Source organism: Caproiciproducens sp., from assembly GCF_053840905.1.
Genome location: NZ_JBNLXQ010000008.1, coordinates 52,064 through 64,989 on the forward strand (window position 1 = coordinate 52,064; position 12,926 = coordinate 64,989).

Below are 12,926 nucleotides of genomic sequence, written 5' to 3' on the forward strand. Positions count from 1 at the left end.
ACAGTATACTGTGTCGTTCATGAAAACTATGTTGCATATGCAACGAAAAGCATATTTTTACTTTGGTATGGCCAATATTAGCCGATACAGAAGAGATGAGCGACGCTCCTTTACATGAAGGCTATCGCTCATTTTTTCATTCAGCAAAGAAAGGTTATTCAACCGTAATTACAGAAACGGGGCATCCATCCCGTGCTTCCACGGCTTTGTCTTCGGCTTCTGTAGGAACGTTTTCCTGATGAACTTCAGCCACTCCATCGTCAGCTATCCGGAAAACATCTGGGCAGGTTTCCGCGCAGAGTCCGCAGGAGATGCATCCGCTTCTGTCAAGTTTTGCTTTCATAAAGTTCTCATCCTTTCAAACTATAACAAATAATTGATATAAGAACATGCTTGTTACTGTGGGAATACAACCGTAAGGAGCATCTTGAATTTTCCGTCTGCCGCCACAGCATGAGGAATCCCCGCTGGCATCACAATGGTTTTCCCTTCTGCCAGTGAAAATTCCTGATCCCCAACGGTAATATGCGCCGTTCCTTCAAGAATAGTTAACATTGCGTCACCATCTGATGAGTGCGAGCTAATTTCTTCGTTTTCATCAAATGCAAACAGGGTGATACTCACTGCCTTGTTCTGCGCAAGCGTCCGGCTCACAACCTGTCCCTGCTGGTATTCGACCAGTGAGGGCAACTCCAATGCAGTTTTGAATTCAATGTTCTTTAAATAATGCGTTTCCATACTTTAAATCACCTTTCTTTAATTATCTCAATATTATTCTGAAACCAGACGCTTTTCACCTTTGATTTTCTGAATAGGTTTAATATTTTGGGTCACTTCCAGTACGCCGAGATACTCACCTTTTTCACTGTGTACAGCAAAATACCGAATAAGAATGTATCTTTCACCCATATCAATCCAAAAATCTTCACTCTCTTTGTGTCCGGCTTTGAAATCCTCTACAAGTTTTTCCACGATATGCACGCTTGCCGGTGGATGACAATTGGAAACCTTCCGACCTATAATGGCCTTTGTACGGGGAAAGACGCGCTCTGCACCCTGCGAAAAATACTTTACTGTGTCGTCCTTGTCCACAAAGGTAATGTCAATGGGAAGAGTATCGAGCATCCTCACAAGCTCTTCGGTTTTCAGTACCCCGGTCGGCAGAGTAACGACACCTGGAGCGGCCTCTTCCTGCCGTACGATTTCCTTTTCTTTTCGGACGATCGGCGACCACTCCGGTACGTGATCAATGAAACAATAGCCAAGTTCGCCGCTTTCTTCGGCAATACGCTTCCATTCATCCTGTGTCAGGTTTTCAAGCAGCATCGGAAGCATAATGCTTTCTTCTTTAAAAATCATCTCACTGATTTTCGCAAGGAGTTCTTCAATTTGTCCCTTCAAATGGAATAGATCTGTTGTTTTAAGCTGCATATTGATTTCTTTGAGCTGTGCGCGAATTTCGTCGTCCACACCCCACATTACCTTTGGGGGAACCGTAATACCATACTGTTCCATGTAAGGAAATAGCAGGTTCTCTTTTTTAAGATAATGGCGGTCGATCTCGGCGAGTCGATTGAGAGCGGTTTCCACATCTTTTTTTCCGGATGATTGATCTATTACTTTTCGGATTTCTGCAATCAATTTTTCAATAGCTCTATTTTCACGCTTCATGGTATTAGCTGGATGCCCGGCAATCTCAGACGGGTCTGACGGCTGATGAATTTCTTCAATGGAACCTTTAAACACGGCTGCGTGCACATCACAAAGGCGCTGAATTTCGGATACTGGCAAACCGTTCTTGATAAGAGCCTGTTCGGCCTGCGCAATTTCCTCTGCAGACACTCCTCCGAACACGGCAGCAAATCGTCCCTTGACCTCTTCAACACTTTTGCCGTTATGAAGTTGTGTGATTAATTCCTTCAGAATTTTCTGGCGATATTCCCGGTTATTGATTTCCTCACTCATGTAGATTCCTCCTTTTTGTACTCGTGTTCCACAAAAGCCTGATTTAAGGGACGTAATTTTCTGCTTTTGTACCTTTTGAAATGGTCATAAACTTACCTTCTGATGCGGGCATTCTGGACTTTATAATTTTTAGCACCCAACTGTTTCCAACAATTTAGTGATTCCCGAATCATTGTTGCATCATTCATATTCTCTCTTACTTAAATTCAGAATTTTGTCCTTGAATAGAATATCTCCCGCAGTCTGCTCCTGATTTCATCATCATTGTAACAGGCTGTGGGAGGTATTTCTGTGATCGCACTCAAATTTTTATGCCATGTTGGTAAATTAAAGATCAACGGATTTTCCGGCTGATGACTCAAGCATATTGCGATCCAGCAGCAAAATACTTTTGTTTCCGTGCGAGCGGATAATCCCTTCGTTTTCCAATTGGCCAAGCTTTCGGCTTACCGTTTCACGTGCGACTCCCAGATAGTTTGCCATACCCTCACGACTCAGTGGTAGATGAATCAGTGTTCCATCAGGAACAGACGTTCCATATTTTTCGGCAAAATCGAGGATGAGTGTACTGACACGCTCATCAACACTGCGCACCCCCATGCTTTGCAGGGTACATTCCAAGTGAGAAATTCGTTTTTCCAATTCCTCAATGATCTTTATAGCAATCTCCGGATATGAGTGAAGTAAATCATAAAAACTTTCCTTTGTAAAAGAGCATGTCCTGACCGGTTCCAGGGCTTCCACAGAGTAGGTAGATATCTGTCTGCCAAAAAGATTGCGTTCTCCGAAAAAATCCCCTTCGGAAAACACATACAGGATCTGTTCTCTGCCGTCTGGTGTAAGTTTAAAGGCTTTGGCACTTCCCTCATTGATAATCACAAGGGTGTTCGCTTTACTTCCCTCGGAAAGAAGTGTTTCTTCCTTTCGGTATTCTTTGTGGCGAATAATAGAAGCAATATGGGTCATTTCATCCTGACTTAAGGATGAAAAAATCGGTACTTTGCGCATACAGAGCTTATGTAGGCAGTGCTCGTTGCATATGTTACATTTCTCCATGAAGCGTACCACTCCTTTTTAGCAGTCTGTTCCTCATTTATCAGTCGGTGTGAAGCCTTTTAAGTGCTTTCATATCCCTGATAGTTATACTTTTGGCATCAAAGGTAATCAGGTTTTCATTGCGCATTTTCATCAATTCTCGGGATAGTGATGGCCTTTGGATCCCGAATTTTTCTGCAAGTTCCTTTTTTGATACTTCCAACCGTATCGTTGTGCTTTTTTGTATTCGGTATTCATAAAGCAGGAATTCGATCATGCACTGGCGAATTGTTTTCATGGAAAGAGTATTAATTTTTCCTGCCAGAATCAGTGTTTTGTCGGAGATTGACTGAAGAAAATTTTCCAGAAATCCACTGCTGTTTTGGCACAGCGATAGAATTAACGTTCTGTCAGCGTGGAGAATATCCGTATCAGATTTTGCGGTCATTGTCATAGGATACGGATTATTCCGCGAGAAAAGAAGGTTTTCGCCTATAGAATCACCGGCCATAAAACTGCAAAGAGTAAGCATATCCCCGTTTGAATCAATTTTTTGAACCAAAACCGTCCCATGTAAAACAATGTCAAGACTGACACACTTCTCGTTTTGAAGGTGTATTACAGCGCCTTTGGCATATCGCTTGACATGGTAATGCTCTTTTTTTAAAAGGACTGACAATTCTTCCGTTGAAAAGCACCGAAACAAGTTGGTCAATGCAAGTGTTGGGATCAGGTTCTCCATATTTTTATCATCTTCTTTATAAGGAGTAACATATGTTACTCCTTATTTTATTGCTTTAGATTATAATACAAACGAACTGGAAATGAAAGGAGAAACTATATTGGAAAATTTACGTTTTAAGCAGGTATCAAAGCCAATGCCGATATTAAATAAAAAAATAAGTTTTCAAATGACCTATTTCTCTATGAGGGGGATCCGGGATGAGTTTTATTCAATTTGAAAAAGTAGAACGTGAATACATCGTAGGAGACAGTATCATAAAGGCTGTGAAAGAAATCAGTTTTTCTCTGGAAGAAGGGTCATTTAACGTTGTGCTTGGGCAAAGCGGGGCGGGAAAAACGACGGTGTTGAATATGCTGGGCGGCATGGATTCACCGACGAAAGGGACTATCACAGTAAATGGAGAAGAGATATCAAATTTGGGAGCCAAAGAATTGACTTCATACCGCAGGGACAAAATTGGATTTGTATTTCAGTTTTATAACCTTGTCCCCAACCTAACAGCGCTTGAAAACGTTCAGCTTGCAGAGGAAATTTGCAAAGAGCCACTGAATGCTGTAGAGATGTTGGAGCGGGTAGGTCTGGGAGAACGAAAAAACAATTTTCCAGGCCAGATGTCCGGCGGTGAACAGCAACGGGTATCTATCGCCCGAGCACTGGCAAAAAATCCGCAGATTTTGCTTTGCGACGAGCCCACCGGTGCTTTGGATTCAGGTACTGGCCGAATCGTGCTTAAGCTGATTCGCGACATAGCCCGTGATATGAAAAAAACAGTGATCATGGTCACACATAATGCACCGATCGCCGAAATGGCGGATACTGTAATCCACATGCGCGATGGGCAGATCATCGAAACCCGGCATACCGAGCATCCGCGACCTGTGGAGGAAATTGTATGGTAAAGGGTGCACTCTTTAAAAAATCGATTCAGGATATGAAGAAAAATCGATCTCAATTTCTGTCTATTTTCATTATGGCTGTACTTGCTATCGGTATGTCGGTCGGGCTGGATACCATATGGACCACAGTATATGAACATTCTCAAAGTTTTTACAAAGCTACCGATCTTTCGGATTTTTGGATATCCGCTTCGAATCCCTCCGAATTGAATCTGTGGAGGGTCCGGAATATTAAAGGTGTGCAGAAGGCGGAAAAACGATTTTCGATCAACAATGCCACCGCCGAGATAGACAGAAAACCATCTTTGCAGATTTATGCCGTTCCCTCGGAAAATACGCTTGATATGGCGGAGGTGATGACGGGAAAAAGGGTGAGCAAACGAGGCGCAATCCTTGACCGTTCGTTCGCAGAGGCCAATCATCTTTCTGTTGGAGACTCCCTGACCGTAAAGGTAAACGATCACAAAATCAGGGTCTCGATTGAAGCACTCGCCCTTAGCAGTGAAAATATCTATGCTATTAAAGACACCGCTTCCATGATGCCGGACCCAAAGGGCTATGGGTTTATTGTGATGGATGAAGACCAGATTGCTTCCGCCTACGGCGGCGTGAAACCCTATAACCAAATCGAAGTTCAGCTTACTCCGGGAGCGGATACTGCAGCAGTCCAAAGCCAAATGGATTCCATATTCGGAAAAAAGCTCAACTTTGTGATAACACAAACCGATAATCGAGGCGTCAATTTTGCGAACGCTAAGGTTATCCAATTCCAGTCCCTTGCCACAATTTTTCCTTTTATGTTTTTTCTGGTTACAGCTCTTATAACTTTCAGCACTATGATGAGGCTTACGGAAGACCAACGCAACCAAATAGGAATATTAAAAGCATTGGGCTATAGCAGGAAAAGTATCTTGTGGCATTATACATCCTATGGTGTCTACATTGGTGTAGTGGGTATCCTCGTTGGAGTCCTGTTTGGTCCAAACGTGATTGGAAGGTTGTTGCTTTCCAAATTGGAACACCTTATGACTTTCCCAATTGAAGACATGGTTGTCAACATTCCTAAGTTTCTGATCGGCGCTTCCATTATTCTGCTCTTTACCGGAGGTATCTCCTGCTACTCGTGCCTGAAGCTCCAGAATGAAACACCGTCTGAATTGCTCCGGACCAAAGCACCAAAGAGAGGTAGCCATATCTTACTGGAGCATCTGCCCTACATCTGGAACCGCCTGAAATTCAGCCAGAAACTGATTATGCGAAATGCAATGCGCAATAAATTCAGAATCATCGTAAGCATTCTCGGCGTATCGGGCTGCGCGGGGTTGATTATAGGCGCCTTGGCCCTGTTTGATCTTGTATCTGGAATTCCAAAAACACTTTATGATCAAACATACTCCTATGACCAGAAAATCATTCTCACCAGCGGTACTACAGACAAAGTTTTAAAGAATTTGCATCTTGATGGGACTGTACAGAATTTAGAGGAAACTTCCGTTCAACTTACCACTCAGAGCGGACTGCGAAAAATGTCCGTCATCTCTGTTTTTTCAAAGGAAAGTCCGCTGATCCATCTAAAGGATTTGCACGGCAATAGTGTTACCCTGCCAGATACCGGAATCGCAATGACAAGGAAACTGGCCGAACTCATGCACGTGAAAGCCGGCGATACGGTGAACTTGAAGCGAAGCGGCAATTCGTACTATCCCGTTAAAATCATTAAGATTGTTTATATGCCAAGTTCACAAGGCATTTACATGACAGACAGTTATTGGCAGGAAATCGGCGAAAAATATAGTCCCACGTCAGTGCTTGTAAAATGGACGCATAAGGATAACGATTTTTTAAACAGCGATTATGTTGCCAGCTATACAGACAGGAAAACCCAGAAATCAGATTTTGAGAGTAATCTCAGCGCTATCTTCGGGACCTCTTTCCTCCTGATTTTATCGGGTGCGATTCTGGCTTTTGTAGTACTTTATAACATGGGGATGTTGAATTTTGCCGAACGGGTAAGAGACCTCGCCACATTGGAAGTCCTTGGTTTCCATCAAAAAGAAATTCGGCCGCTTGTTCTTATGGAAAATTTATTTTCTACAATAATTGGTATCTTTTTAGGAATTCCGATCGGAAAAATTCTTGCTAATACAATAGCTGGAGGGTTTGGCGATGACTTTGATTTAATCAGCCATGTGACGGTAGACAGAATATTGATTGCAGCACTGATAACGTTGATCTTCGCAGCCATTGTAAACCATGTCGTCCGCAAAAAAATTAAATCCATTGATATGCTTCAGGCGCTGAAAAGCGTTGAATGATTGATAAAGGAAGGTTCTGCCACATATGAAAAAGTATTATGCAATTTTGCTAACCGCATTGCTTTTGCTGCTCACAGGCTGCCAAAAGACTGATAATATACCACAAACAAGCGTGTCTTCTGGGAGTTCGGCAACTAATACGGATATTGTTGCTTGGGGGGAAGTCTTATACAGCAGCGAGTCCCAAATCAGCATTGATTTTCCCGCGCAAGTGGAAAACATCAACGTGAGTGTAGGTGATAATGTAAAACAAGGAACCAAGCTGATCACACTTTCTACCGATACATATGAAAACAATATAAAAGAGTTACAAGCAAAAGTTGACTCGGCAAAAGCTTCCGCCGACAACGTTGATCAAGCCTCTCTGCAAGAGCAGATTTCAGTTCTGAAGAATCAAATTGCTTACAAGATAAAAGAGCTCAATAACGGGAGTAGTCCGGATTTGCAATTATACAAAAATGCCCTAAATCTTGCCCAAAAGGAAGAACAACAGGCGCGTGAAGATTTGGATAAATACAAAACGTTGCTTAAAAGTGGGGCAATATCTCAATCTGATTTTAATACATATTCCGATGCGCTGAATCAAAAGAGTAAAGCTGTTAATGATGCGAAAGCTAACATTGCAAAGACAAAGCGCGCTTTGCAAGAGGCGATCGATTCGTTAAACATCTCATTGAAAACTGCGCAGGTTCAGCTAAATCAACAGAAAGCTAATGTTACAGCGGCACAGGCAAATCTTGACATAATGAGTTCAAAAGCTGACGAGCCCTACATTTCCGGGGCAAATATTGTTTCTAACCTGGCATCCGGCATTGTGAAAGAAATCAATGTAAAAAGGGGAACCATCATCAGTGGCCAAACAGCCCAAAATGTAATCAGCCTAATTGATGCGAACAGCATCTATGTCAGCGCGGAAGTACCGGAGGAATTCATTGGAGAAATCTCAGCAACCAGCAAGGTCTATATTGTGCCAACGTCTAACAAAAACTTAAAGATCACAGGACACATTACCAAAATTCCAAGTTTGGCGGTGGATCACGACGGTGACCGTGTTGTTAAAGTACAAGTGAAGCCGGATGAAAACAGCGAATATATAAAACCCGGTTTGACATCGGACGTCCATTTTTCTATTAAAAACAATGTGTCGGGAATGAAAAATAAAAGCAGCAATGATTAACAACGGAATTTACCTATCGGAAGTGAATTTTGCTATGCAAATTACTTAATAGGATATAAGGAGGAGTAAATCTCATGAAAGTGAGAAAACAAGCCGTTTTATTTACAATGGTGGTACTGTTTGCCCTGAATACGACGGTACCCGCGTTTGCAGAGGATACTGCTGAAAAAAAGACGCCCTATACAATTGAATATTCAAAGGTGGAACAAACTGTTTTGGGAAATAATTTGCAGGTAAACAGTAACATGCTAAGCCTTGACAGCCTTGATAATAAAAATGAGCTGAAGAAAAAATATGAAAATATTCTGGATACGGTTTCAAAAACCTCTCAAAGTCTTACAGCAATTCTAAATGATCCGGATGCTTCGGAAGAATTGAAAACTGTTGCAAAGGGTACCAGCGTAACGCTTTCTACCTTGTCTAAAATATTAGATATGCAGGAAGATACTTCGGAGGATGATTTTGAATTGACGGATTTACAAACTGATTTGGCAAATTATCAGATTGTGAGAACCGCTCAAAGTTTGTTTTCTACTCACTATCAGCTCCAATACAATATAGAGGACCTGACAGATTCCCGCGCACTGCTAGAAAACACTCTTTCGACTGCCCAAACGAAATACAACCTGAAGCAGGGTACCAGCCTTGATGTCGCGCAAGCCCAAGATGCCTTAAACACTTTGGATTGCAGCATAACCAATCTACAAAATCAGTCGAAAGCTATCGACACTGAAATGAATATTTTACTTGGACATTCTTATAACGATACGATTGTATTTGGAAATGTTCCAAATCCGGACACCGATTATACAAATAAAATTGATCTGGACAGTGATCTCACTGCAGCACAGGATGCAAGCTATAATATAAAAATTAAACGCAAGCAGCGCGCAGTTCTAAGTGACGAGACATATAAAGAAAAAGATAAAAAAAATGCTCTCAATGATGACATGGAACTTGAGTTACAGAACATAGGCTCATCGCTGGATAAGCAGTATAAAACCATACAAGAAAAAAAGGTTGTACTGACTGCTAAACAGCAAAAACTAGCAACCGCGGAATTTAGTCAAGAACAGGCTTTGAAAAAACATGAAGCAGGAATTCTCTCCACCATGGATTACGCTAAAATTAGATATAATACGCTTTCACAACAATATTCTGTAAAAGCTGCGATGTTGGGACTTTCCCAAGAGATAGAAAGTTATAAATGGATTATGCGTGGGCTTCCTGCATCAAATTAAATGCGTAACAGTATACAATTAAAAACTTTTTCTCTGATTTAATCAATATTTTAGCGTGTCATTAGATTTTTGACACACGTCAATTACTTCCCTGACAGGATCTGCTACGATTCAGACAGTTAGGAGGTAGATACACATGAGTAAATGGAATCGAAAACTGAATCAATTCCTTAAAAAGTATACGACACCTTTTACATTTGCAGCAGGCATACTGACAGTCTTAGGGTATCTGGCAGAACGAGTGACAAATATGAGAACAGCCACAATCATTTGTTATCTCGTTGCCACAGTGCTAGCAGGATTGCCAATCTTCTTCCGGGCAATCACAGGACTGAGGATGAAAGCCATTGGCATTGAAGTTTTAGTGAGCATTGCAGTATTTGGCGCACTGTTTATCGGAGAGTACAGCGAAGCAGCTATCGTGACATTTCTTTTCCAATTCGGAACATACCTGGAACAGCGTACGTTGCAGAAGACCCGCAGTGCCATCCGGATGCTTACAGAGATGGTACCCGCCACTGCATGGAGATTAGAGAGCCAGACAGCTGAACCAGAGGAGATTGATGCAGATGAGGTGAAAGAGGATACCCTGCTGCTGGTCAAGACTGGTGGAAAGGTAGCCGTTGATGGTATCATCGAATTCGGAGAAGGGTATCTGAATGAGGCAAGCATCAACGGCGAATCCGTTCCAATTCATAAGGTGGTTGGAGATCAGGTCTATGCCGGAACCATCCTTGACAGTGGAATCTTACAGATGCGTGCAACCCGTGTGGGAGAGGATACCACCTTTTCCAAGATTATTGCACTGGTGGAGGAGGCACAGGATGCGAAATCTCCGGTGGAACGATTTATTGACAGGTTTGCCAAATGGTATACACCCGCAGTCGTTGTAATTGCAGCACTTGTTCTGCTCATTACCCGTAACCTGGATACGGCGATCACCGTTCTTGTCCTTGCATGTCCGGGAGCCCTGGTCATTGGGGCACCGGTAGCCAACGTGGCTGGTATCGGCCGCGGTGCGAAAGACAGTGTGTTGTTAAAAGGCGGTGACAGCGTGACAACCTTCGCCAAGGTGGATACCTTCCTGTTTGATAAGACAGGAACACTTACTACAGGTCATCCTGATGTGACAAATGTTTACAGCTACACAGAAGATATTCCAGGTGCTATGAAGTTGGCGGCAGCCTTAGAAAGTACAAGCGATCATCCGCTGGCAAAGGCAATTGTGAATTATGTAAAGAAGCGGGATGTTACAGTGGAAAAAGCGGTTGCCAGTGAGACATTGAAAGGATTTGGAGTTCGTGCTGACATAGATGGAAATGTCGTAATAGCAGGCAGCAAACGGATGATGACGGAACAGGGAATCACCCTGACAAAGGAACAGCAGCGAGATTTACAAGAGGCACAAAGGAATGGCGCATCCACAGTTCTGATTTCTGAGAATGAAAAGATTTTATTATTGTTTGCTATTTCTGACAAGATTAAGGATGGCGCAGCAGAAACGATTGCAAATCTAAAGCGTCTGGGCATCAAAAAGACAGTGATGCTCACGGGAGATAATCGTAAGACAGCAGAAGCAGTTGCAGCAGAGATTGGAATAGATGAAGTGCAGGCAGAACTTCTGCCGGAGAACAAGCTTTCCGTAATACAGAAGATGCAAAGAGAAGGCAGAATCGTTGCATTCGTAGGGGATGGCGTTAATGACAGCCCGGCACTTGCTGCAGCAGACACAGGAATTGCCATGGGAGGCGGAACAGATGTGGCTGTGGAAACCTCGGATGTGGTTCTGATGCGCTCCAACCTTGAGAGCATCCCGGTGGCGATAAAGCTGGCAAAAAGAACAGTCAGTGTCCTGCAACAGAATATCGTGATTGCCGTCAGTACGGTGCTGTTGCTTTTAGCGGGACTTTTTGCCGGATATATCCGCATGGCAAGCGGCATGTTCATACATGAAGCAAGTATCCTGGTGGTCATCCTGAATGCTATGCGGCTTCTTCATAGAACAAAGAAATCATGAAGGGTTATGAGTCCATGGAAAAAGCGCAGTTTAAATTATAGATTGTAAAAAGTTGATCTGCATCAAGTATTTGATAAGCAACCCATGTTAAAATCATGATATCAATGAAAAAGGAGCGAATTTAATATGAAAAAATGTACCATGCAGTTGGGCGAACTGGTCTGTCCTATGTGTGCACAGAAAATCGAGACCGTACTGAAGAATGCTCCGGGAGTGGATTCCGTGTCCATCTTGTTCAACTCCAGTAAAGCCAAGGTGCAGTACGATGAACAGACAACGGAACCTGAAAAGCTCGCCGAGGTTGTCAGAAGTATCGGCTATGAAGTATTGAAACTTTCATAAGAATAAAAGAGAAGAGAGAGTTAACATGACATATCAGGAAATTGTAAATAGCAGCGATGTAAAGGAATTAAACAAGATCTTACCAGTCGTACAGCGCGTTCACGGCGGAAACCATCCGGAACTTTCCAGAGTGGGAGAAATTTATTCAGACATTCTTAAAGGCGCAAAATCCGGTAAAAGCAGTGAAGAAATGGCTAAGCTGTTAGATGAACTGAAATCCATAACTGGAAGTTTTATGGTTCCTGCAGATGCATGTGCTACTTTTTGTAGAACCTATGAGCTTTTGGCAAAGCTTACAGAAAATATAAGCAAAGCTGCTTAAAAGGACCTCGCCAAAACGCTTTCGGAATGGAGGGAAAAAATGTCCGGACACGTATGTGCAGAGAATGTGCCGATTTTCAATCACTTAAGTCACGAAAACCTGGAGAAAATCAGCGGAATCATGCAACACCGCTGTTATGCAAAAGGAGAAATTATCTATTCTCCCAATAAATCATGTGGATTATTTATCCTTGCAAAAGGCAGGATCAAAGTTTATCAGCTTTCGGGTTTTGGAAAGGAACAGTTGCTTCGTGTACTGGAGTCTGGAAGTGTTATAGGAGAAGACACCTTATTTGGTTCCATCAATCCGAACAGTTTTGGGGAAGCACTGACAGATATTGAGGCGTGTGTCATAGGGCGTGAGGAATTCATGGAGCTGCTCATACAATATCCTGCTATCAGTGTCAAGCTGCTGGAAGAATACAGCCGCAAGCTGGCAGAGGCGGACCAGTTGACTACCCGCACAGCGACGGAAAGTGTCGCGTTAAGACTAGCTTCCTACCTAATTGACCTGTCAAAGGTCGCTGGGGCGGATACATTTGTACTTCCACTGTCTATGAAGGAGTTAGCAGCATTTTTAGCTACCACACCCGAGACCCTTTCAAGACGAATGCGACAGTTTGAAGATGATGGATTTCTGGGACGGTCGGGGAAAAACATACGCCTCTTACAGAAAGATGCATTGGAAAACGTCTTATAATAGGCGGATTATACCTATCTGGCAAACAGGAGCAACAGGGTTTCGAGGCAGAAGCCACGAATGTTTATGGCTTCTGCCTCTTCTTTTAAAAATTACAAAAATTAAATAAACTTGATATAAATCAAGGTAAGCGGAGAAAGTCTCCAGTATAATGAGAAAAAATGAAAAGAAG

The 12,926-nt window shown here is 42.7% G+C and carries 13 protein-coding genes; 8 read left to right on the forward strand and 5 right to left on the reverse strand.

Annotated elements, in window-relative coordinates; all coding sequences use genetic code 11:
• Positions 1 to 154: 154 nt before the first annotated feature.
• The 5 genes from ACQGQ5_RS09830 to ACQGQ5_RS09850 all read right to left on the reverse strand — a co-directional run bounded on the left by ACQGQ5_RS09830 (position 155) and on the right by ACQGQ5_RS09850 (position 3,742).
• On the reverse strand, positions 155 to 343 hold the full coding sequence (locus ACQGQ5_RS09830) for a ferredoxin (RefSeq protein WP_195464769.1): 189 nt from the start codon (positions 341 to 343) through the stop codon (positions 155 to 157).
• A gap of 53 nt (positions 344 to 396) precedes the next feature.
• Positions 397 to 738 (reverse strand): cupin domain-containing protein, encoded by a 342-nt coding sequence (locus ACQGQ5_RS09835; RefSeq protein WP_326975373.1) that lies wholly within the window; start codon positions 736 to 738, stop codon positions 397 to 399.
• Positions 739 to 771: 33 nt separating this feature from the next.
• Positions 772 to 1,965 carry a DUF438 domain-containing protein gene (locus ACQGQ5_RS09840; protein WP_326975372.1) on the reverse strand — a complete coding sequence of 398 codons (1,194 nt, stop codon included), beginning with the start codon at positions 1,963 to 1,965 and terminating at the stop codon, positions 772 to 774.
• A 327-nt stretch (positions 1,966 to 2,292) separates the two neighbouring features.
• Positions 2,293 to 3,021 (reverse strand): Crp/Fnr family transcriptional regulator, encoded by a 729-nt coding sequence (locus ACQGQ5_RS09845; protein WP_455736340.1) that lies wholly within the window; start codon positions 3,019 to 3,021, stop codon positions 2,293 to 2,295.
• A 40-nt stretch (positions 3,022 to 3,061) separates the two neighbouring features.
• Entirely contained in the window at positions 3,062 to 3,742 is a 681-nt protein-coding gene (locus ACQGQ5_RS09850) for a Crp/Fnr family transcriptional regulator (protein WP_455736341.1), read from the reverse strand.
• 200 nt (positions 3,743 to 3,942) lie between these two features.
• Here ACQGQ5_RS09850 and ACQGQ5_RS09855 point away from each other — a divergent pair, with 200 nt between their 5' ends.
• The 8 genes from ACQGQ5_RS09855 to ACQGQ5_RS09890 all read left to right on the forward strand — a co-directional run bounded on the left by ACQGQ5_RS09855 (position 3,943) and on the right by ACQGQ5_RS09890 (position 12,754).
• On the forward strand, positions 3,943 to 4,644 hold the full coding sequence (locus ACQGQ5_RS09855; protein WP_455736342.1) for an ABC transporter ATP-binding protein: 702 nt from the start codon (positions 3,943 to 3,945) through the stop codon (positions 4,642 to 4,644).
• A complete protein-coding gene (locus ACQGQ5_RS09860; RefSeq protein ID WP_455736343.1) occupies positions 4,638 to 6,956 on the forward strand; it encodes an ABC transporter permease in 2,319 nt (772 codons plus the stop codon). The genes ACQGQ5_RS09855 and ACQGQ5_RS09860 overlap by 7 nt, the downstream gene beginning before the upstream one ends.
• A gap of 25 nt (positions 6,957 to 6,981) precedes the next feature.
• Positions 6,982 to 8,133 (forward strand): HlyD family secretion protein, encoded by a 1,152-nt coding sequence (locus ACQGQ5_RS09865; protein WP_455736344.1) that lies wholly within the window; start codon positions 6,982 to 6,984, stop codon positions 8,131 to 8,133.
• A 74-nt stretch (positions 8,134 to 8,207) separates the two neighbouring features.
• The gene (locus ACQGQ5_RS09870) at positions 8,208 to 9,374 is read left to right on the forward strand and encodes a hypothetical protein (protein ID WP_444642351.1); all 1,167 of its coding nucleotides are present in this window, start codon (positions 8,208 to 8,210) and stop codon (positions 9,372 to 9,374) included.
• Positions 9,375 to 9,510: 136 nt separating this feature from the next.
• The gene (locus tag ACQGQ5_RS09875) at positions 9,511 to 11,391 is read left to right on the forward strand and encodes a heavy metal translocating P-type ATPase (protein WP_326975365.1); all 1,881 of its coding nucleotides are present in this window, start codon (positions 9,511 to 9,513) and stop codon (positions 11,389 to 11,391) included.
• Between the two features lie 126 nt (positions 11,392 to 11,517).
• A complete protein-coding gene (locus ACQGQ5_RS09880; protein WP_195464749.1) occupies positions 11,518 to 11,733 on the forward strand; it encodes a heavy-metal-associated domain-containing protein in 216 nt (71 codons plus the stop codon).
• Positions 11,734 to 11,758: 25 nt separating this feature from the next.
• Positions 11,759 to 12,055, forward strand: coding sequence for a hypothetical protein (locus ACQGQ5_RS09885; protein ID WP_195464747.1), 297 nt, complete (start codon positions 11,759 to 11,761; stop codon positions 12,053 to 12,055).
• Between the two features lie 39 nt (positions 12,056 to 12,094).
• Positions 12,095 to 12,754 (forward strand): Crp/Fnr family transcriptional regulator, encoded by a 660-nt coding sequence (locus tag ACQGQ5_RS09890; protein WP_195464745.1) that lies wholly within the window; start codon positions 12,095 to 12,097, stop codon positions 12,752 to 12,754.
• Positions 12,755 to 12,926: the final 172 nt, after the last annotated feature.